The organism is Sphaerospermopsis kisseleviana CS-549 (assembly GCF_028329225.1).
Classification (GTDB): Bacteria; Cyanobacteriota; Cyanobacteriia; order Cyanobacteriales; family Nostocaceae; genus Sphaerospermopsis; species Sphaerospermopsis kisseleviana.
The window spans coordinates 1-21,574 of the sequence record NZ_JAQMTI010000322.1 but is presented as its reverse complement, the minus strand read 5'-3'; the positions used below and the strand labels follow the sequence as shown (position 1 = coordinate 21,574).

At 37.4% G+C, this 21,574-nt stretch carries 16 protein-coding genes and 1 pseudogene; 6 read left to right on the top strand and 11 right to left on the bottom strand.

Going from position 1 to position 21,574, the window contains the following annotated elements:
• From PN497_RS25040 to PN497_RS25025, 4 genes and pseudogenes are all read right to left on the bottom strand, one after another.
• Positions 1-264, bottom strand: a pseudogene (locus tag PN497_RS25040) (hypothetical protein); the annotation flags it as partial.
• A gap of 277 nt (positions 265-541) precedes the next feature.
• On the bottom strand, positions 542-997 hold the full coding sequence (locus tag PN497_RS25035; RefSeq protein ID WP_096567536.1) for a type II toxin-antitoxin system VapC family toxin: 456 nt from the start codon (positions 995-997) through the stop codon (positions 542-544).
• Positions 997-1,365, bottom strand: coding sequence for a type II toxin-antitoxin system prevent-host-death family antitoxin (locus PN497_RS25030; RefSeq protein WP_096567538.1), 369 nt, complete (start codon positions 1,363-1,365; stop codon positions 997-999). The genes PN497_RS25035 and PN497_RS25030 overlap by 1 nt, the downstream gene beginning before the upstream one ends.
• 155 nt (positions 1,366-1,520) lie before the next feature.
• On the bottom strand, positions 1,521-2,081 hold the full coding sequence (locus tag PN497_RS25025; protein WP_272111028.1) for a hypothetical protein: 561 nt from the start codon (positions 2,079-2,081) through the stop codon (positions 1,521-1,523).
• Positions 2,082-2,263: 182 nt separating this feature from the next.
• Here PN497_RS25025 and PN497_RS25020 point away from each other — a divergent pair, with 182 nt between their 5' ends.
• Positions 2,264-3,643: an AAA family ATPase gene (locus PN497_RS25020; protein WP_096567542.1), complete on the top strand. Its 1,380-nt coding sequence runs from the start codon at positions 2,264-2,266 to the stop codon at positions 3,641-3,643.
• Positions 3,644-3,657: 14 nt separating this feature from the next.
• Here the strand turns inward: PN497_RS25020 and PN497_RS25015 are convergent, their stop codons facing one another.
• From PN497_RS25015 to lepB, 5 genes are all read right to left on the bottom strand, one after another.
• Positions 3,658-4,140: a DUF3368 domain-containing protein gene (locus tag PN497_RS25015; RefSeq protein WP_096567544.1), complete on the bottom strand. Its 483-nt coding sequence runs from the start codon at positions 4,138-4,140 to the stop codon at positions 3,658-3,660.
• 5 nt (positions 4,141-4,145) lie between these two features.
• Positions 4,146-4,385: a hypothetical protein gene (locus PN497_RS25010; protein ID WP_096567545.1), complete on the bottom strand. Its 240-nt coding sequence runs from the start codon at positions 4,383-4,385 to the stop codon at positions 4,146-4,148.
• Positions 4,386-4,482: 97 nt separating this feature from the next.
• Positions 4,483-6,219 carry a R3H domain-containing nucleic acid-binding protein gene (locus tag PN497_RS25005; protein WP_096567547.1) on the bottom strand — a complete coding sequence of 579 codons (1,737 nt, stop codon included), beginning with the start codon at positions 6,217-6,219 and terminating at the stop codon, positions 4,483-4,485.
• A 53-nt stretch (positions 6,220-6,272) separates the two neighbouring features.
• Positions 6,273-7,424, bottom strand: a complete 1,152-nt coding sequence (ldpA, locus tag PN497_RS25000) for a circadian clock protein LdpA (RefSeq protein WP_096567549.1) — start codon at positions 7,422-7,424, stop codon at positions 6,273-6,275.
• A gap of 133 nt (positions 7,425-7,557) precedes the next feature.
• A complete protein-coding gene (lepB, locus tag PN497_RS24995) occupies positions 7,558-8,208 on the bottom strand; it encodes a signal peptidase I (RefSeq protein WP_096567551.1) in 651 nt (216 codons plus the stop codon).
• Between the two features lie 222 nt (positions 8,209-8,430).
• On the opposite strand from lepB, the gene PN497_RS24990 reads away from it, so the two are divergent.
• Complete coding sequence (locus tag PN497_RS24990; protein WP_096567553.1) at positions 8,431-9,750, top strand: dihydroorotase; 1,320 nt, start codon at positions 8,431-8,433, stop codon at positions 9,748-9,750.
• 100 nt (positions 9,751-9,850) lie between these two features.
• On the opposite strand, the gene PN497_RS24985 is transcribed toward PN497_RS24990, so the two are convergent.
• Positions 9,851-10,393 carry an acireductone dioxygenase gene (locus PN497_RS24985; RefSeq protein WP_096567555.1) on the bottom strand — a complete coding sequence of 181 codons (543 nt, stop codon included), beginning with the start codon at positions 10,391-10,393 and terminating at the stop codon, positions 9,851-9,853.
• 398 nt (positions 10,394-10,791) lie between these two features.
• Between PN497_RS24985 and PN497_RS24980 the strand changes: the two genes are divergently transcribed.
• Together PN497_RS24980 and PN497_RS24975 are read left to right on the top strand one after the other, a co-directional pair.
• Entirely contained in the window at positions 10,792-12,231 is a 1,440-nt protein-coding gene (locus PN497_RS24980) for a cryptochrome/photolyase family protein (protein ID WP_096567557.1), read from the top strand.
• A gap of 269 nt (positions 12,232-12,500) precedes the next feature.
• Positions 12,501-16,376 carry a DUF2157 domain-containing protein gene (locus PN497_RS24975; RefSeq protein ID WP_096567558.1) on the top strand — a complete coding sequence of 1,292 codons (3,876 nt, stop codon included), beginning with the start codon at positions 12,501-12,503 and terminating at the stop codon, positions 16,374-16,376.
• 69 nt (positions 16,377-16,445) lie between these two features.
• Here the strand turns inward: PN497_RS24975 and PN497_RS24970 are convergent, their stop codons facing one another.
• Complete coding sequence (locus tag PN497_RS24970) at positions 16,446-17,396, bottom strand: NAD-dependent epimerase/dehydratase family protein (RefSeq protein ID WP_096567560.1); 951 nt, start codon at positions 17,394-17,396, stop codon at positions 16,446-16,448.
• 298 nt (positions 17,397-17,694) lie between these two features.
• Between PN497_RS24970 and purD the strand changes: the two genes are divergently transcribed.
• Positions 17,695-18,978 (top strand): phosphoribosylamine--glycine ligase, encoded by a 1,284-nt coding sequence (gene purD / locus PN497_RS24965; protein WP_096567562.1) that lies wholly within the window; start codon positions 17,695-17,697, stop codon positions 18,976-18,978.
• Between the two features lie 432 nt (positions 18,979-19,410).
• On the top strand, positions 19,411-21,357 hold the full coding sequence (gene nblS, locus PN497_RS24960; RefSeq protein WP_096567564.1) for a two-component system sensor histidine kinase NblS: 1,947 nt from the start codon (positions 19,411-19,413) through the stop codon (positions 21,355-21,357).
• Positions 21,358-21,574: the final 217 nt, after the last annotated feature.

Below are 21,574 nucleotides of genomic sequence, written 5' to 3'. Positions count from 1 at the left end.
TTTGCTTTCATCTCCTAATATGGCTAAACTAACTACTGGTTTATGGTATAAATCAAAGGATCGGTAGTTATAGATATACATTCTTTGGGAAAATTCTTCATCGTATTGACTTTGTACTTCGATGTGAATTAATATCCAAATCTCTGTGTTATCTAGTAACCACACTTGATATAATTTATCAGCATAGCGTTTTTCTGTGTTAGAGGTAGCTGTAATTTGTTCTAGTTCTTTGTCTAGGGAAATTGGTGTTTTACTCCAGTTCAATTAGAAATAGCGAATTATTTGCATCTGCAATTTATTTACAAAAACCATTTGTAGGGGTTTAGCAATGCTAAACCCTTACCTATGTTGTGATGAAATAGGTTAACTGATTAAAAGTTAATATATGTGTTGGGTTTCGTTACTTCAACCCAACCTACTACTACATACATCAAAAAAGCGATACCTTCAGTAAGCTACCGCTAACGCTCTTTTATTATCCCTAAAAAAAGTGATACCTATGTCTTCGACTCCCGTAAGGGATACGATAAGCTAAAACTGTTTATTCAATATCATTCCATTCACGAGCATCTACAAATAATGATAAATGTTTCACATTTGTAGTAGCAATAATAACTTGATTTCCATTTAGTTCGGCAATTTTCGCTTGTGCTGCTAAAATTACGTCACCATCAAGAGATTTAGGATCAGCAGTTGCTTTTCCTGTTTGTCTCACTTCTGCCCAAAATTGTGCGGCTAAAAGTATTACCTCAGTTGTAATAGGAAGATAAATTAATACTGATTGTAACTGTTCTAATCTTTTTAAACCATTGATTTTGTTAGCTCTAATTAATTCTCTTCTCACTTCATAATTAGCAATTTCTGGTAAGGCAATATTTTCACCTTTTTCTAAAAGGTCAGCATACCATATTTTACATTTTTGAGCTTCTATAGATGTTGATTTGGGGTTGGTAATAATTCCTAAAACTCCTGAATCAAGGATAATTAATCTTGGCATTATGATAATGATGAAAATAGGGAACGATTAGAAAAATGATCTTGTTCTAAAGATTGAGATAAATACTGTAAAGTTTCTGTTTGTTCTTGTTCATCTCCTTCTTGTTCCCACATTTTTAATAATTCAAGTGCTTTTTGGTTGTTACTTTTTGTGGGTTCTAATTCTTTTTTAGTCTCAATTATTGTTTCTAATTGTTTGATATAATCGAGGATTTTTTGATAAGATGCGGCATCTTGTACTACTAATTCTGCTTTACCATTAACTGTTAAAATCAGAGGATTTCCGGTTTCTTTCATCTGATTAATTAGTTCATTGGTATTGCGTTTGAAGGTTGAGAGGGATTGAATATCTTGACTGAGATTAATCATGGTTGGTGACTCTGCACTAAATTTAGATTTAATTTAATGTTAGCATAAAATTAAAAAAAGCGATCGCTCTCTATGCCTACATCAAACAGCGATCGCTCATTTTATGAAAATTTTATATCAGAGTTGGGTTGAGAAACGAAACTCAACCTTGTATGTTAGAGTGTTTGACCATTGAAAGGTCGAATATAAAGAGTGCTACCTCCATCCGCATTAGTAGCCACATAGGAAGCCGTTGTGCCATTCCAACTCCAACCCCGAATATCGTCTGTACTAGATATGCTTTGACTTGATCTTACAGGTCCAAATTTTTGACCATTGAAAGGTCGAATATAAAGAGTGCTACCTCCATCCGCATTAGTAACCACATAGGAAGCGGTAGTACCATTCCAACTCCAACCCCGAATATCGTCTGTACTAGATATGCTTTGACTTGATCTTACAGATCCAAATTTTTGACCATCGAAAGAACGAACATAAAGAGTGTTACCCCCATCCGCATTAACAGCTATATACGAAGCAGTAGTGCCATTCCAACTCCAGCCCCGAATATCGTCTGTACTGGATATTACCAAACTAGCTATATTAGTATTTGCCAGAATTAGATAAGGACTCTTAGCTTGAGCTTGAACTTGTTTTGTGTTAGATAAACCAACTATTGAAGATACCGCTAAAGTTGTTGTTATACCTAAAGTAGTTAAAAACTTTGATAAGGTCATTTTTTGCAAAAATAAATGTGTGTATCACAAATAACTCAATTAAGATTTAACTGGCTATAGGAAAAGTTTGGATCTGATGGGTATTTGCATTACACAATATTAAGAAAAAAACCGGAAAAGATCGGAAAAAATGGGATCACATTTAGCTATAATGGTTAAAAACCATACTATGTATAGCTTTTATGACTGTAAACGAAGTTGTAAAATTTGTTGATCAGATAGTCTTTGATAAAACTGGAAAGCATCTAGATGATATTCAAACTGCTGTCATTGCAGGAACATGGGAAAGACAAACCTATGATGATATTGCACAAAAACACAATGTTACTAAAAATCATATAGGTGATGTAGGTGCGGAATTATGGCAACTTTTATCTAAAGCATTGAATGAAGATATTAAAAAAACTAATTTCCGTTCTACATTAGAAAGAGGATATATTAAATCATCTGACAATTCTAATATTTATAATATAAATGGTAGTAATAATAATTTTTATTATCCACAAACACTAACTCATCCTAATAAACAAAATCAAGAAACTAATATAAATAATCAACCTAAATCAATTTACCATGATCTCACCCTATCACCCCAAATAATCAAATTTCACAACCGAGAAACCGAACTGCAAACCCTCACACGATGGATACTAAACCAAAACACCCGCTTAACCTCCATCTTAGGAACATCAGGAATAGGTAAAACCACCCTAGTAAAAAGATTCCTAGATTTAAACCTCGATAAATTTGAAATCATTATCTGGAAAACCCTCAAATACCCTAAACCCTTAACCCAACTTCTTAACGACTTATTCAACACCTGTGAACAACAACCTAAAGAAACCTTAGACGATAAAATAAAACAATTACTTGATATTCTCACCAACAACAAATGTTTAATCATCCTTGATGACATCCAAAATATCTTTACACCTGGTGAACTTGCGGGAAAATATCAACCAGAATATCAAGATTATCAAACCCTATTCAAAATAATTACAGAAACCCAACATCAAGGTAATATTATTGTAATTAGTCAAGAACAATGTCCAGAAATGGAATCTTTAGATCCAGAATTATATCCCATCAAATCTTTAGAACTCTCAGGTTTATATCATCCTGAAATCCTCCAAAATACAGGATTAACAAATCAGGATAGTTGGTTAAATCTTATTACCTTATACCAAGGTAATTTGATGTTTTTAAAAACTATTACCGTCTTAATCAATAAAAATTATGATGGTGAAGTTGCCGATTTTTTAGCAGAGAATATATTACATATTACCCAACAAATGCAGTCTCATTTTCAAGAGACATTTAACCGTTTATCACCGATAGAACAACAAATAGTATTACAACTGAGTAAAATTGAAAAACCGATTTCCAGAGAAGAATTAAGACAAAGGTTAACACAAAAATTAAATTTATCTTCTGTTGATTTTAATAATGGTGTACAATCTTTACAACAACGGTATTTAGTGGTGAAAATTAAAGAAGATAAAGTCATGTTTTCATTGTCTCCCGTTTTTCGGGAATATGTGATAAATTACTGTAAAGATTGAGCATCATTCATGTATCAATACTCAAAAATACTATCAAAAATTTCTCGCTTGATTCTAAAATTAACATCCCTGATTTTTTGGTACAATATATCTAAATCCGAAATATTAATTTTACCATCTAGTTGTAATTTACGAATTATTGCTAAAGTTCCTTTAATGTTTAATCCTAATCTTATTGCTTCTTTTCTAGCAGCAAAGTCATCTAAAATAATATAATCTGGTTGTAATTCTACCCCTAAAGTAATAGCTTCAGATTCTCCTATTCCTAAGAACTCATTTAAACGATTAGCTAGAGAAACTAATTGTACTTTTTGTACTGTTAATTTATTTTCGCTGATTAGTTTATTAATATGTATGGATGATTGATCTTGTTTAGCACTGATTTCTTCTTTAACACTTTCTGGTAATAAAAATTCAGCTTCCATAGTCAGAAATAAATCAAGGAAATCTAACCGAGATAAAAAAATCAAAGGAGAAGAGTTAAAAACTATTTTCATGATCTTTACCAGTTTTTTTCTATAGCAATATCGTCAACGGTAAGATATGAAAAATCTATTCCCATTAATTCTAAAATTTTCAAAAATATTTCTGTATCCATTTCCATAATTTCGGCTGCTTTATGTAAACTAATTAACCGAGATGTTAAAGCACCAAGCACAAATATAAATCTTTCTTTCTGTTCTATACTCTGAAATAATTGCACTTGAGAAGCAATTTCTTTAAAGGTAGTTTGATGATTCATTTATTTGCTACTCGTAAATCTTTGATTTTCTGATTTTGGATGATTTGATGTCATTATTAGCCCCCTCTCCACATCAGAAAGGGGGTTAAAGGTGAAATTAAGCTGGATAAATCCTTAATCTGCGATTTGGTTCTTCACCAAAACTATGAGATTTAAGCCGATAATGTTCCACCAACTCATGCTGCATTTTCCGCACCTGAGCAGAACGGGGTAACAACTCCACTGGCTGACCTTTAGGAATGACAATTTGTTCAACCGCTAATCTTGCTTCTTCTAATGCGTCTATTTCGTCATCACTACCACTGTGCAAAAACAATTGTAATTCCTGATCATCGGTAATTTCCGGCTCGTCAATGTTCAACAAACGCCGTAAACCGCGAGTAATCTGGGGAATAGTGCTGGACTTAATCACATGAATAGGGACATGACGCGCCTTAGCCATTTGCCTTAATTTCGCGTGATTTTTGACGTGCGATCGCAACGCCAGAATCGCATCAGCACTATCTATGTCTTTTGTCAAGACCACAGGCAAACTTAACACCCCAATCACCTGTTCCAACTGGTGACGACTCACTCCATAGGGGTAAACGTGCAAAGGCAAATCTTCCCCATTGGGACCTGGTGATTTAGTATGACCGAAATCAATACTTTCACCATAATTCAAAGACTCATCTAACAAGCGGTCAAACTCGCTGCGTCCCGTTACCCGTTCCCTTTCCACAGACAAAGGAGGTAAAGCTACCATTTGACCAGAAGCACGCCAGCCATTAACTTGTTTAACTGCGGGAAAAGATTCATCCTCACTAGCTAAATGACCACCGCGACCATTAACCACAGATAACTGTCTAGTAATAGACACCTTACCCTTGTCGTCCACAGTGCGCGTTTGTGGGTTAGCTTGACGACCTCTTAATAGAGTATCAACGGTATCAGACACGCTTTCGTGTACTACCCAGCGTTGTCTCTCCAACATTTCCACAGCAATTTCAAAGGTGGGAGGCGCTTTGCGTTCCAACACCGTTTTTTGTGAACCGCGTCTTCTCGCTTCGTCATCTCCTAGCGTCACCGCTTGAATACCCCCTACCAAATCAGAAAGGGTGGGGTTTTTGATCAAGTTTTCAATTTGGTTTCCGTGGGCAGTCCCCACTAATTGTACACCTCTCTCCGCAATTGTACGGGCAGCTAAAGCTTCCAATTCTGTACCAATTTCATCAATGACAATCACTTCTGGCATATGGTTTTCCACTGCCTCAATCATCACCTGATGCTGTAATTCTGGTTTTGCTACCTGCATCCGCCGAGCGCGACCAATAGCTGGGTGAGCAACATCACCATCCCCGGCAATTTCATTTGAGGTGTCAATTATCACCACTCGTTTATTCAATTCATCTGCCAACACACGGGCAATTTCCCGCAAAGCAGTAGTTTTACCTACACCGGGACGACCAAGCATGAGAATTGATTTACCAGTTTCTACCAAATCGCGGATCATGCCAATAGTACCAAATACCGCCCGACCCACACGACAAGTCAAGCCAATAATTTTACCATTGCGGTTGCGGATAGCACTGATCCGATGTAAAGTTTGCTCAATACCCGCCCGATTATCTCCACCAAAGGTTCCGACTCGTTGAATACAATCATCTATTTGTGCTTGAGTGACAGGGGATTCGCTCAGATACTCAGCAGCATGAGGAAAGCGAGCTTCTGGGCGACGACCTAGATCCAAAACCACTTCAACTAAATGATCTCTTTTAGGATGGTTATCTAGTTGCTGTTGCAGGTCTTGGGGTAAAATGTCCAGTAACTTTTGCAGGTCTTCTGTAATCGTCATGCTTTCTATGGTGGTGACGTTTTTAGAGATAACGAATGAGCAATTTAACGCTCTTACTGTGACTTAATCTGAGAAACGAGAGAATCAGCAAGTTTTACAGCTTGCCAAAGTAATTCCGGTTCATCCTCAAGGCGCAGACTTGCCTTAACACCAGTGGAACTCACCTCCTGATTTTCCAACTTGTCAATAACTGATGACAGCAACACACGAGCATAGCTACCATAGGCTACACCAGCAATTTTGGATTTTGGATTTTGAATTTTGGATTTTGGATTGTCATTTTCTAATCCAAAATCTAAAATCGGCAATCTAAAATCGTTTAAAAGTCCCATAGCCTTTAATTTAGGAACTGTGTAGCTATTAGTACCCCCAGCTAACTGCACATATCCCGGTAGATTTGCTGCCAAAACTTTTTGTCCTAATTTTATGGCTGCTATGGTAGTACCATTACCGATATCACCACTCATAGAGCGCCCGTCTGTTTGCCAAATCAAGGTTTGGGTACGGGGTGAAATTAGATCATAAATTGTTTGTAGGTAATCAATTAAACCATCACCATCATTGCAACTGATAGCTAATAACTTTAATTGATCTGCCCAAGGAGCGATCGCCTCCCACAAACGCTGAAACTCTGCCAAACGCCCTACTTTTGTATGAATTTCTATGGCATCTATTCCCGTTGACATGATCAATGGTGCAATCGCTCCCGGCGTTGACAGATATGATGCTGTATCAATTATCTCATAAGGACAAACAGGAATGCAACGCCCACAGCCATAACATTTTTCGGCAATAATTCCTGAAAAGCTATCTTTTTGATTGTTAAAAACTATAGCTTGGGCTGGACAAATCTTTTCACAGGGTCTAGGGCAATCTTGTGGACAATAAATAGGATTAAATTGGGCTTTTCTAAAATGGGGATCTTCTCCATCGTTAAGGCTGACCATTAACAAGGGTAAATGGCCTGAAAAATTAAAGCCTCTCGCTTGAGCATCTTTAACAAGAGTTTTAGCAACCAGTAAAGCTTCCTGAGCGGCATTAATTACAGCCGGATCAGCAGCCACATCTATGCAGTCAGCACCCGCCAAAGTATAGGCTAAAGTTAAACTTCTGACCGCCGGTAGATGTTGGAAACTGGCTCCACAAATCAGCTTAAACCAGTTACCTTGTTTTAGGGATTGTAAAGGGGCTAAGAGTTTGGTCACCCTTCTATTATGCTTTTTTTGCCATCAAAATTGCAGCCCCCGATCAGGAAAAAATCCAATTTTTTGATCAGCAGATGGGGAGTAGGGGAGTAGGGGAGAAATATTTGCCTCCTGCCTCCTGCCTCCTGCCTTCTTAATTTTGAGATGGATACAAAGGAGACTTATCAAGACCGCCAATTTTATTCAGAGGCCAAAAACGAATCACAGCACGACCAATAATATTTTCCCGTGGTACTAAACCCCAACAGCGTCCATCATAACTACTACCACGATTGTCACCTAACACTAAGTATGAATCAGTTGGTATGGTTTGCGGTTTCGCTAAGAAAGGAGGTTGCGATCCTGATGCACAAACATCCACAACAGTACGGGATGAGGTAAATAAATATTGTTCTTCTGGCAGATATTTTTTATTAATATATACTTTGCCGTCTTTAAGTTCTATTTTTTCTCCTGGTAAACCTATAATGCGTTTAATAAAGGCATCATGGTATTGTTCTCTTTTGAGTTCATCTGTGGGTGAAAATACAACTATATCCCCTCGCTGTGGGTTAGCAAATTTATATGTCACCTTATCGACAATAATCTTATCAGCCTTCCATTGGTCTTGTACACCGTGCAGCGTCGGTTCCATTGACCCTGTAGGAATCCAACGCGCTTCAGCGACTAGGGTGCGAATCCCCAAAGCTAGAAAGACGCTCAATATAACAGTTTTGCCTAGCTCGACGATCCAGGAATTATCAGGTTGTTGGCTAGAGTTTTTATCAGACACTTGATTTTGCATGAAATTACTGAAATTTAGGGTAACAGACAAGCACTGAACTGATGAGAGAGACTGTGATGTTATTGTTATTTTAATATTTTAACTAGACAAGTGATTTTTCCTAATAGATGTTGATATGGGTTGCTAGAAGTTTGTGACTGAGTAGAAATTAATTTTCTTTTAACATATAGGAGAAGATAAAACTGATAACTGTTAACTGTGAACTGATAACTGATTAAATTTATGTCATCTGCTAAAAGTTTACTGATTCGCCAAGCACGCGTAATTCTACCCAATGGTGAGTTTATAATTGGGGATGTGCTGACCCAAGGCGGTAAAATAGTCGAGGTAGCGTCAGAAATCTCTTATGCCACACCAACTCAAGAAATAGACGCACAAGGTTTAACTTTGTTGCCGGGAGTCATTGATCCGCAAGTACATTTCCGCGAACCCGGTTTGGAATACAAGGAGGACTTGTTTACTGCTAGTTGTGCTTGTGCTAGAGGCGGTGTCACCTCTTTTCTGGAAATGCCGAATACAAGACCTTTGACAACCAGCCAGTCAGCCTTAGATGATAAACTACAAAGGGCTGCCAATAAGTGCTTAGTTAATTATGGCTTTTTTATTGGCGCAACGGGCGATAATTTAACAGAATTAGTTTCTGCCCAACCCACTCCGGGTATTAAGATTTTTATGGGGTCTATGCACGGTCAATTACTGGTTGACCAGGAAACTGTACTAGAGCAGATTTTTGCTCATGGTAGTCGTTTAATTGCTGTTCATGCAGAGGATCAAGCGAGAATTAACCAACGTCGTCAAGAGTTTGCTGGTATTCATGATCCGGCTATTCATTCCCAAATTCAAGATAATCAAGCTGCTTTGAATGCGACACAATTAGCATTGAAGCTTTCTAAGAAATATCAACGACGGTTACATATTCTACATATGTCAACTGCTGAAGAAGCGGAGTTACTGCGTGAAGATAAACCGAGTTGGGTGACAGCGGAAGTGACTCCACAACATTTGTTATTAAATACCAGTGCTTATCAAACTATTGGCACATTAGCACAGATGAACCCACCGTTGCGATCGCCCCATGATAATGAAGTTCTTTGGCAAGCTTTACGAGATGGTGTGATTGATTTTATCGCTACTGACCATGCACCACATACTTTAGAAGAAAAAGGTCAAACTTACCCGAATACTCCTTCCGGTATGCCAGGTGTGGAAACCTCTCTACCTTTAATGTTAACCTCAGCAATGGCTGGAAAATGTACTGTTTCCCAAGTTGTGAACTGGATGTCTAAAGCAGTAGCTACCGCTTATGGTATTCCCAACAAGGGAGAAATTACCCCTGGATACGATGCGGATTTAGTTTTAGTAGATTTAAATACCTACAAACCAGTAAAGCGGGAAGAAGTTTTAAGTAAATGTGGTTGGAATTCCTTTGAAGGTTGGAATTTGACAGGGTGGCCTGTGACAACTATTGTCGGTGGTGAAATTGTTTATGATCAAGGAAAGGTAAATACGGAAATTCGCGGACAAGCTTTAACTTTCCTGTAGTAAATAATCGGTTTTTCCCAAAAAATTAAAAAATTAAAGCGAATCTATTTTACCCAGACTCGCCGAAAGTAGATTATTGGTAGATGCACTTTCTCAAAAGCTAAATTTTAAACTGTTGATGAGTACCTGTGTAAATTGGCACCCAACCCTCGACAGTTGTGAAATAGCGTATTACCTTAAAATGTAAAGATGCTGAGAAACTACACCAATGTTCTACTCCGGCGGGAATGTGTAAATAGTCTTGTGATGTAATTAACAGTTGTACTTGAGTGCGATCAGGTTTCACAAAACCATAAATTATTTCTCCTGCTAACAAATAAATAGCTTCTGCAGCATTATGGGTGTGATAACGTCCATAAGTAGCCATCCAAGTTTCCAAATTTGGCGAACCAGGATGTATATTGAGTAAATCACTCCACAAATAACCATTTTCTTGCTGAAAAAACTCAAACACGCTGTTATGAAGTCCTACAATATGACGCTTTTCGACATCTGTAACGGTTTCTTGTTCCATCAGTTCTGGAAAAAGTAAAGATGTCCCCGGATCATAATGTCTGAGTTTAATACCTAGAGGTTCTAACTCATGAGCGATCGCACTTAAATCACTTTCCGTTGTTCCGTCTTCCAGTAATAAAATTGCCATGATAAAATACTAAATTCTCTATTAACAACAGTTTACTGAAAATTGTCTCAAATAGCCACTATTGCCGATCGATAATTAGGTGTTTTTAACGATACTTTATAAAATCAGGAGTTCAGGAGTTCAAAGAGTCGTAGGGGCGAAGCATTCGGTCGACAAATTATCAATTTTATGAAAAGGCTATTTTCCGAATGCTTCGCCCGTACAGGAGTCAGGAGTCAGAATATTTATTTGTAGCAGAAATCCATAACAGTAAGTTTTTTTATAAATTATCAAGAATGACGTGAAAACTCTGCTTTATTATCAGTCCTTACATAAAAATTAATCACTTGCATGATGCTAAATAATACCATTAGTAGTATCATAGTACAAATAAACTATATTGTAACCATTGTCAACAAATGTCTGACCTGATTTTATTTTGGCATCGTCGAGACTTACGTATTTCCGATAATACAGGACTAGCAGCAGCTAGAAAACAAACTGCAAAGGTAGTAGGTGTTTTTTGTGTAGATCCTGACATTTTGCAACAGGATGATGTTGCATCTGCTAGAGTTAGTTACATGATTGGTTGTTTACAAGCATTGCAACAACGATATCTTCAAGCAGGTAGTCAGTTATTAATTTTACAAGATAATCCAGTAACAGCCATTCCCAAATTAGCTGAAGCTTTGAAAGCAAAAGCAGTTTTTTGGAATTGGGATGTAGAACCCTACGCACAAACACGGGATAAAAGTGTAATTTTGGCACTTAAAGAAAAAAGTATTCAGACTCTAGAGAAAAATTGGGATCAATTATTACATTCACCCGATGAGATTTTTAGTGGTTCAAAAACTCCTTACACAGTTTATACTCCCTTCTGGAAAAATTGGAGTAGCAAACCTAAAAATAACCCAGTTGCAACTTTAGAAAACTGCGAAAATTTAACAGATGCAGAACAGGAAATAGCTAAAAAAACAGGCACAATTAATTTACCATCAGCGAAAGATTTAGGTTTTATTTGGGATAGGGAATTAATAATTGCACCAGGAGAAACAGCAGCACATAAAAAATTAGACAAATTTACCAAGTTTGTGATTAATGAATATGATGAACAAAGAAATTATCCTGCTATTGAAGGTACATCTTTATTAAGTCCAGCCTTAAAATTTGGTGTGATAGGAGTAAGAAAAATTTGGCATAAAACCGCAGAATTATTAGCAAATAGTAACAGTGAAGAATTCACTAATAATATTATCGCTTGGCAAAAAGAATTAGCTTGGCGGGAATTTTATCAACACGCCATGTACCATTTTCCAGAATTAGCTGAAGGTGCATATAGAGAAGTTTTTAAAAACTTTCATTGGCGAAATAACGAAAAACATTTTCAAGCTTGGTGTGAAGGAAAAACAGGTTATCCCATAGTTGATGCAGCCATGCGACAATTAAATGAAACAGGCTGGATGCACAATAGATGTAGAATGATAGTAGCCAGTTTTTTAACCAAAGATTTAATTATAAACCCGCAATGGGGAGAAAAATATTTTATGCAGAAACTCATCGACGGTGACTTATCTGCTAATAATGGTGGTTGGCAATGGAGTGCGTCAAGTGGAATGGACCCCAAACCATTAAGAATTTTTAACCCAGCTAGTCAAGCACAGAAATTTGATGCTGATGGTGAATATATCAGACAATGGGTGAGAGAATTGAAATCTGTAGATACAGAATATTTAATAAGTGGAAATATTACACCCTTAGAACGTCGTGCAGTTGGTTATCCTGCACCCATTGTAGATCATAAAAAACAACAAGCTTTGTTTAAACAATTGTATCAAGAACAGAAAGCTGGTACAGATTAATTTTTATTTTTAGAGGGGAAGGATATAAACATTAACCATCCCCCACACAAAACACACACAGAACTTACTCCAGCAGCAATAATTAAACCTCTAAAGTGACAGTTTTAGCAAATGGCTACAACATACCTTGTACTTTTAGCGATAAAACTTAACTTTTCTTTGTGTTTTTGCGGCTTTGCGTAAGATATTCTGAGAACTGGCACAACAAACACCAAAATATTGTAACAATACAATCAAAATATAAGTATCTACTGATACGGTTGAAACTTATGTCATCATCCCGTGATCCTCTACTAACAGTTGAACTGAGAATACCTAGTTCCCATCCTCAGTTATTAGAAGGTTTAGATATTTGGTTGCGTCTAGGTTTAATATCTGATGCCAAAGTTAGGCAAATATGTCAAACTTATCTAGTTTGTGCTGTAGTTTTACAACCACAATTACAACCACAATTACAACCACAATTACAACCACAATTAGAATATCAAACACAAGCAGTATTGACAAAGACTACCACATCAAAACCATTAATTGCCACCTCAACCCCAAAACCACAAACACCACCTCAACCTAATTTTATCACTGCGATGCTGCAATCATTAGGTGAAGAATTAAGTGTGAGATGGTTATTATTTTTAGGAGTGTTTTTAGTCGTTTTATCCTCTGGTGTTTTAGCAGCAAGTCAATGGGAAAAATTTCCCGCTATTGGACAATATGGAGTTTTATTAGCTTATACTTTAACATTTGGTGGTTTTACTTTTTGGGCAGGTAAACAAGATAATTTAAAATTGACAGCACAGACATTATTAATTGTCACTTGGTTATTAGTGCCTGTTAATTTTTGGGCAATGGATAGCTTTAATTTATGGAATAATCCTATTAACTGGTTAGTATTAGCTATTGCTTCTTTATTTCTATCAACCATTACAGTTTTACTTGCTAAAAATCGCACAATTATTAGTAATTTTCCATCAGGGAAGTTACCATTTTTGAATATTCTCAGTTTAAGTTATTTACATTGGGGTTGGAAAATATCAGGTTTTCCCCTAACTGCTGTTTATATAGCAATAGTATGTACAACCTTAATTACAGTTTATCAAAAACTCAAACAACCAAGAGAAAATATCGACACACAGGATGATAGCTGGGGAGTAGGAATTTATTTTGTAGTCATTATTTATGGTTTATTAGGATTATTATTTCGAGCCATTTTTGTTGCTGGTGTTAATGTCACGCAGTTAGGTTTAGCAATTAGTATTTGTGGTTTGTTAGCGGTTTGGTTATCAGCTAAAAATATTAAATCTGCCCCCTCTGTTGCTGCTATTTGGCAAAAAATAGGGGGAATTTTATTATTTTTAGGTTGGTTAGTTTCAGTGTTCACTCAACCACAACAAGCAATAATTATCAGTAGTTTAAGTTTATGGGTTTTTAGTCAGCGTTTACAAATTCATAACTCAAAAATTGATTTCACAGCTATTTTCTTGATTGGTTTACAAACAAGCTGGTTAAGTTGGCGGATAGTACCAGAAACATTACAGCAATTTATCATTAATACAGCAACTTATCTGACTAATTCTCAAAATCAACCTTTAGCATTATTGAGTATTGCTTTATTCCCTTATTTAATATTGATGTTAATTCTCACAGAAAAATTGCATCATGAACAAAAAGAAGAATTAGCAGTTTTTGGTAAACAGCTAACCCTATTATTAGGGGTTTGCTTAACAATGTTCGCTTTACTAAATTCTACCTTATTAACACTCAATCTTTTATTGTCTGCCATTACTTTAGCTATCGTTACTAAACGCTATGCGTCTCTTCCCCATTTACTGTATTTAACTCATGTTACAGGTTTGTTGGCTGTTTTTTCTGCTATCAATTGGTTATCACCAAATTTGAGTAAAGAAATTTGGGCAACAATTTTGTTAACTGTCATGGTTGCAGAATGGGTATTTAGTCTCGGTGCAGGAATTTGGAAACGTAGTGCTTGGTATATTGGTTTAGCACTTGCTACCTTGAGTTTTTCTTTATTGTTGGTAAATGTACAATTATTATCTGATCACAATTGGGGAGTTATTTGGTTAATTACACCTTTAGCACTTACAGGTTTAGCTATTCTCACTCATGATGAACAACATCGCACTTTTAATACTTTTTTGAGTATTTTATCTGTCATTGCTGCCCAATTTTTAACCCTACCTTTAACAGAAACAAGATTAATTAGTTTGGGTGTAAGTGCAAGTGTGTTGTTTGTCAATACCCGCTATTTAATAAAACAAGAAACTGCTGCTTTAACCATCGGTTTTGGACTGAGTTTTATTGCTGCATTATTGTGGAATATACCAAATTTAGCTTTATCAGTTTGGTTTTTGGTTGGTGGTTTTGCTATCTTTACTTTATGGTTAGGACGTACCATACTTTTAATAAAAAATACCGAATTAACCCTTATTTACGCAGCAGCAAGTGATAAATGGGCTATTGCACTATCTACCATAGAATTAATAGGAATTACCTTACATTCATTCCTTGTGTATACGGTAAATAGCAATGCCGAAATTTTCTATTTATTGGCTACATCAATAACTTTAACTGCCATTATTTATCGTACTTATCAACAATTAACAAACTGGGCATTTTATAGCATTGGTTGGTGTTTAGAATTGTTAGTGGCGGAAATTTTAGGTTTTGGTGAACCATCAATTATTAAAATAGGAATTGCTAATATTGCCTTGGGTTTAATAACTCAACTATTCGGTGAATTGTGGCGCAGAAAATATCAAGCACAATATCAAACTATACCTCAAAGTTTCCATATTTTACCCATAATTTATGGTGCATTTAGTGTTTTATTAAGGTTCAACACCTTTACCGACTGGACAGGTTTATATAGTTTAGGGATAGCCTTAATTTTAGTTGGTGTAGGAAGGAGAAGAGAAGAATTTAAACCATTACTTTATTTTGGCATTATTGGGATATCAATTTCTGCTTATGAACTGCTATTTTATCAAATGTCTGAAGCTACAGGAGGTGCATTAAGAGATGGTTTAATAGCTATGTCAGCGTTAGGAACTAGCATCATGTATGCTTACCGTATCCTTTCCCCTTGGTTAATAAATTATTTTTGTCTCACACCAGGAGAATTAAAAAATATTGCCCATTTACATTGGTTTTGGAGTAGCATTTTATTATTAGCTGCTGTCACAGTTCCCACAGAAATTAACCTTTATCCAGCTATAGGAACAGGACTATTTTTAACCCGCTATGGAATATGGCAAGGAAGAAGAAATAATTTCCATCAACCTGTACAAACTGTTAGTAATATCAGTAAAGATGAAATTTGGGTTTATCTAGGTTTATTAACAGCAGGGATAACAGGTATTTATCTACAAAATTTACCCATAGGTAGCTTTTTAACTCAACAGTTAACACCTTGGAACGGTGCTTTAGCTTGCATCTTTGCCTACTTCCTCTACATTACACCTTGGGAAAAATTAGGTTGGTCAAAAACACCGTGGCAACGTACATCATACATTCTACCATTAATCATCATCGGAATTACCCAACAGCAAATTTATCCCCTGACCTTAATTATTGCTGCTTTATACTATATCTTTCTGTCTACAACAACCAGACAAATTCGCTTTACCTACATTAGTGTAATTTTAATTAATTGGGCATTATTTAAATGGTTTATTCAATTAAACTTCACAGATAGCTTATGGTATATCACACCCATCAGCTTATCAATATTATATATTGCCCAAATAGACCCACAATTAAAACCACAAGAATTTAAACTAATACGTCATTTAATCAGAACAATTGGTAGTAGCTTAATTTGTGGATGGACAATATTATTTTATCAAAATTTACCTTACATACCCGGTATTTTTAGCCTTATTGCTATCTTTGCCGGACTAGCTTTAAAAATACGTGCCTTCCTGTATGTTGGTACAGCAACTTTTATCATTACCAGCATTTATCAATTAGTAATTTTCAGCCTCAGTTACTCCTTCTTAAAATGGATAATTGGCTTATTAGTAGGCATTCTTTTAATTTATATAGCAGCCAACTTTGAAACCCGACGCACTCAAATTACTTCTTTACTTCGCAATAGCATCGAGAAATTTCAACAATGGGAATAATGAAAATTAAAAATTAAAAATTAAAAATTAAAAGCCCCCCTTTTTAAGGGTGGTTGGGGGGATCAACAACTACAAATACAAAGACTTAACCCACTCCCATTCTTTTGCTAAACCCTCCCTCAAAGAAACCTGTGGCCGATAACCAAGAATTTTTCGCGCCTTAGAAACATCAGCAGCAGTATGACGCGCATCACCCATAGCCTTTTCAATATGATTGCGTTTAAGAGGCTTACCAACAATTTCTTCCATCGTATCCAAAACTTCAGTTAAAACCACCCTACTACCACCACCAATGTTAAAAATTTCTCCCACCGCTTCTGGTGCAGTAGCAGCAGCTAAGTTAGCAGCAACCGCATCACTGACAAATGTAAAATCTCGCGTTTGCTGTCCATCAGCATAGACAGGAATAGCCTCATCCTGCAAAACCCCTTTAAAAAACTTATGAAATGCCATATCTGGTCTTTGTCTTGGACCATAAACCGTAAAATACCGCAAAGAAACAAAAGGCACACCAAAATTTTTATGATATAGTCCACACAACCTTTCAGCAGCTAACTTAGTGATACCATAGGGTGAAACCGGTTTAGGTGCAATTTCCTCATGAGTTGGTAAAGTTTCCGCATCACCATATACACTGGATGTTGAGGCAAATACTAACCTTTTCAACCGGCAAGCATCCTTAGCAGCTTCCAACAAAACCTGTGTAGTGTTAATATTCCGTTCCGTATAAGCCCGAAAACCCTGACCCCAGGAATTTCTCACCCCAGCTTGTGCTGCCTGATGATATACTATTTCCACATCTTGAAAAAGTTTTGGCAAATCTAAAAATTGAATATCCCCTTCAACTAAAGTAAAATTCGGTGAATTTTCAAAGGTGGCAATATTTTTTCGCTTTAACTGTGGATCATAATAATCATTAAATTCATCAATGCCAATTACTTGTTCTCCCTGTTGCAATAAGGTATTGACCAAGTGAGAACCTATAAACCCAGCAGCCCCAGTAACGATAATTTTAGTCATGTTCCTCATGTTTTGAAATGTTTATGATTTTTTTTTATCAACGTCATTCTAACTGTTAATAAGTTATGCTAAGTTGTGCTAATTTTTTAACTAGACATTTTCTTTTTACTAAAAACCACAAAACTTTATAGTTTGTTGACAATTTTAGTAAATCGTGATGAATTTGACTTACTAAATTAAGTGTTCCTAGTTTCCCCTTGCCCGTTCAGACCTTGATTATTAGGATAATTAGTGAAAAAATTAATCTGCGAGTAACTTTGTGGCATTCGCACTTTGACAGGAACGCACGAGGAAATAAGTGAAAGTTTTAGTTGTCGGTAATGGGGGACGTGAACACGCTCTAGCGTGGAAACTGCTACAATCAGACAAAATTGAGCAAGTTGTCTGTGTACCTGGGAATGGCGGTACTGCAACAATGGAACGTTGCCAAAATTTGCCTTTAGCGGTAAATGACTTTGAAGGCATAGGCAAATTTGCTCTGGAAAAGGGCATTTCTTTAGTAGTGGTTGGTCCAGAAGTACCTTTAGCAAAGGGTATTACAGACTATCTGCAAAGTAAAGGACTGATGGTATTTGGTCCAAACAAAGCCGGAGCGCAAATAGAAGCTAGTAAAGCCTGGGCTAAAGCTTTAATGCAAGAGGCAGGAGTTCCCACGGCTAAAGCGGCAGTTTTTCAAGAAGCAGCAGCAGCAAAAGCTTATGTACAAGCAGAGGGAGTGCCAATTGTCATTAAAGCTGATGGTTTAGCTGCTGGTAAAGGTGTCATAGTAGCCCAAACCGTTGAACAAGCAGAAACCGCTATAGATGCTATTTTTCAAGGACAGTTTGGCAGTGCAGGTAATTTTGTTGTCATTGAAGAATGCTTATTAGGTCAAGAAGTTTCAGTTTTAGCATTAACAGACGGGTTAACCATTCGCCCCTTGTTACCTGCTCAAGATCATAAACGCATAGGAGAAGGCGACACCGGAGAAAATACCGGAGGTATGGGAGTGTATACGCCTACACCCATCGCCACACCGGAATTAATGGGGCGTGTGCAAACAGAAGTTTTAGAAAGAACCATCACAGCTTTAAGAAATAGAGGTATTGACTACCGGGGAGTTTTGTACGCTGGTTTAATGGTTGCAGACAATGGCGACTTTAGCGTTTTAGAATTTAACTGTCGCTTTGGTGATCCAGAAACTCAAGTCATTTTACCTTTGCTAGATACACCCTTAGAAGATTTAATCTTAGCTTGTATCCAGCAGCGTTTAGGAGAAATGCCACCTCTAACTTGGAAACCAGGTGCAGCAGCTACAGTAGTTGCTGCTTCAGGTGGTTATCCTGGAGATTATGAGACAGGCCAAGTGATCACTGGTATTGAAGCAGCAGAAACAGTAGGTGCAATAGTATTTCATGCCGGCACAAAGCTGAACTCAGACCAGCAAATCGTTACAGACGGTGGTAGAGTCTTAAATATTACTGGAATGGGAGAAAATTTTCAGCAAGCGATCGCCCAAGCTTACACTGGAATCAAACACATTCAATTTTCAGGAATGTACTACCGTCGAGATATCGGTCATCGTGTCTTGAAAACAAAGTGATACAGCACTTTGCAGGTAAATGAAGTACACATATTAACATTTTAATATAATAAATCTTGTGGGGTGGGCATCCTGCCCGCCTTTGTGTACCTCATTCAGATAAAATAGACTGTAATTTAGCAGGTTAGTAGGTTTTCCACCTCCCCACCATTCCATCTTCCCCATTTCTCCCTAACACCTTTTTTGAATTAACTGTTAATTTTTAAATGGTTGAGACAGAAAACACACAACTACTAACAGCTATAGTGATCCGATTTGATTCATGAATTTTTCGTGGAGGCAGGGAACAGGGAACAGGGAACAGGGAACAGGGAACAGGGAACAGGGAACAGGAAAGAAGGCTGTCAGTATTTATGGTGAGCGAAGCCGAACCATGTACTGAGTTCTGTTCAAAAATCAAATAGGAGTCCTATATATATAAATATATTTAAGATGCTGGCTTTTTTCACAACAATCCGCAACGTCATTAGCCATTGGTGGTATGAATTTACCCTCCAAACCAAACTTCTAGCAGTCGCCACCCTAGTTGTTTCCTTATTCATGAGTGGCCTAACTTTTTGGGCAGTCAACACCATTCAACAAGATGCACGTCTTAACGATACCCGCTTTGGTCGTGACCTGGGACTACTACTAGCTTCCAACGTTGCCCCACTCATCGCGGAAAACAATCTCACAGAGGTAGCCCAATTTTCCCAACGTTTCTACAGCAGTACATCTAGCGTCAGATATATGCTTTACTCTGATGAAACCGGGAAAATCTTTTTTGGCATTCCTTTTTGGGAAACCGAAGTAGAAAACTCCCTCACCATCAAACGAAAAATACAACTACCAGAAGATTATCCTGGTGACGATGACCAGCCAATGGTACGCCAACATAACACCCCAGATGGTTTAGTCACAGATGTATTTATTCCTTTAATAGAGGATCAAAAATATTTAGGCGTGTTGGCCATTGGCATCAACCCCAACCCCACAGTAGTCATTTCCTCCAACTTTACCCGTGATGTCACCATCGCTGTATTTATCACAATTTGGGTGATGGTTATTTTAGCAGGAGTAATTAACGCTTTAACCATTACAAAACCAATTAAAGAACTATTAGTAGGCGTTAAACAAATTGCCGCCGGGAATTTTAAACAGCGAATTGACCTACCACTGGGAGGGGAACTAGGAGAGCTTATTTTCAGCTTTAATGAAATGGCAGAGCGTCTAGAACGCTACGAAGAACAAAACATAGAAGAATTAACCGCCGAAAAAGCCAAATTAGAAACCTTGGTTTCCACCATTGCCGATGGTGCAGTATTAATTGACAACAATATGCAGGTAATTTTAGTCAACCCCACAGCACGACGCATTTTTGCCTGGGAAGGGGTTGATGTGGTAGGTAAGAATGTACTGCATAACTTACCCCAAAGCGTACAAATGGAAATTACCCGCACCTTGTACGAAATGGCAGCCGGTGAATGTGAAAGTGCTGAGTTCCGCATCCCCCTCAACCAACCCACCAAACGCACTATCCGTATTCTTTTAACCACAGTCCTGAACCTGCAACGAGAAAGTATTAAAGGTATCGCCATTACAGTGCAAGATATCACCCGTGAAGTAGAACTGAATGAAGCCAAAAGTCAATTTATCAGCAATATTTCTCACGAACTACGCACACCATTATTTAATATCAAGACCTATATAGAAACACTCCATGACTACGGTGAAGACTTAGGAGCAGAAGACCGCCGCGAATTTCTCGCAACTGTAAATCATGAAACCGACAGACTTACCCGCTTAGTCAACGATGTATTAGATTTATCAAAACTAGAATCCGGTCGCACTTACAACTTTGATGGTGTTGATTTAGCACAAGCATTAGAGCAGACCTTACGCACTTACCAACTCAACGCCAAAGATAAAGGAATTGAACTGGTTCAGGAAGTAGCCCCGAATTTACCGCTAGTAATGGGTAATTATGATTTATTACTGCAAGTTTTTGGTAATTTAATCGGTAATGCGCTCAAATTCACTCCCGCAGGTGGTCAAGTAGCCATTCGCGCCTACCAGCTAAAGCCTCCCATATCAGAACAAAAGCATCCCCTAGTCAGGATTGAAATTAGTGATACAGGTATAGGTATCGCCCCAGAAGACCAACAGGCAATATTTGACCGCTTCTTCCGGGTGGAAAATCGAGTTCACACCCTGGAAGGTACAGGTTTAGGTTTATCAATTGTCAGAAACATCATGGAAAGACATCATAGTCAAGTACATTTAGTCAGTGAAGTTGGTGTAGGTACTACTTTCTGGTTCGACTTAGCCATATTTGATGAAGAGGCCGTACCCGCATTGCTGCAAACCACAGGTGACACATCTGAAATAGCAAAGGTTTGACGCTTAACTATTAGGACTTACGCAAAATATCTCTCAAACCCTCTTTCCTTCGTGTCCTTCGTTGCTTTGTGGTTGATTCTGCCGATACAAAAAAGCTAACTAATGCTAACAAAAGTTGGCTTTTTCTTCCTGTTTCACCCTAGCAGTGTCGGCACTATCTAGTCCACAGGCTAACACGATCAATCTGACCGCTTCTTGTTTTAAATTAATCGCAGCG

What these genes read in the sequence shown, in the direction of transcription:
- PN497_RS24970 (WP_096567560.1), bottom strand. Translation starts at nt 17,396, where the DNA reads ATGACTAAAATTATCGTTACTGGGGCTGCTGGGTTTATAGGTTCTCAC.
- PN497_RS25005 (WP_096567547.1), bottom strand. Translation starts at nt 6,219, where the DNA reads ATGACGATTACAGAAGACCTGCAAAAGTTACTGGACATTTTACCCCAA.
- PN497_RS25035 (WP_096567536.1), bottom strand. Translation starts at nt 997, where the DNA reads ATGCCAAGATTAATTATCCTTGATTCAGGAGTTTTAGGAATTATTACC.
- PN497_RS24990 (WP_096567553.1), top strand. Translation starts at nt 8,431, where the DNA reads ATGTCATCTGCTAAAAGTTTACTGATTCGCCAAGCACGCGTAATTCTA.
- PN497_RS24975 (WP_096567558.1), top strand. Translation starts at nt 12,501, where the DNA reads ATGTCATCATCCCGTGATCCTCTACTAACAGTTGAACTGAGAATACCT.
- PN497_RS25020 (WP_096567542.1), top strand. Translation starts at nt 2,264, where the DNA reads ATGACTGTAAACGAAGTTGTAAAATTTGTTGATCAGATAGTCTTTGAT.
- PN497_RS25025 (WP_272111028.1), bottom strand. Translation starts at nt 2,081, where the DNA reads ATGACCTTATCAAAGTTTTTAACTACTTTAGGTATAACAACAACTTTA.
- lepB (WP_096567551.1), bottom strand. Translation starts at nt 8,208, where the DNA reads ATGCAAAATCAAGTGTCTGATAAAAACTCTAGCCAACAACCTGATAAT.
- PN497_RS25015 (WP_096567544.1), bottom strand. Translation starts at nt 4,140, where the DNA reads ATGAAAATAGTTTTTAACTCTTCTCCTTTGATTTTTTTATCTCGGTTA.
- PN497_RS25030 (WP_096567538.1), bottom strand. Translation starts at nt 1,365, where the DNA reads ATGATTAATCTCAGTCAAGATATTCAATCCCTCTCAACCTTCAAACGC.
- PN497_RS25010 (WP_096567545.1), bottom strand. Translation starts at nt 4,385, where the DNA reads ATGAATCATCAAACTACCTTTAAAGAAATTGCTTCTCAAGTGCAATTA.
- PN497_RS24980 (WP_096567557.1), top strand. Translation starts at nt 10,792, where the DNA reads ATGTCTGACCTGATTTTATTTTGGCATCGTCGAGACTTACGTATTTCC.
- nblS (WP_096567564.1), top strand. Translation starts at nt 19,411, where the DNA reads ATGCTGGCTTTTTTCACAACAATCCGCAACGTCATTAGCCATTGGTGG.
- PN497_RS24985 (WP_096567555.1), bottom strand. Translation starts at nt 10,393, where the DNA reads ATGGCAATTTTATTACTGGAAGACGGAACAACGGAAAGTGATTTAAGT.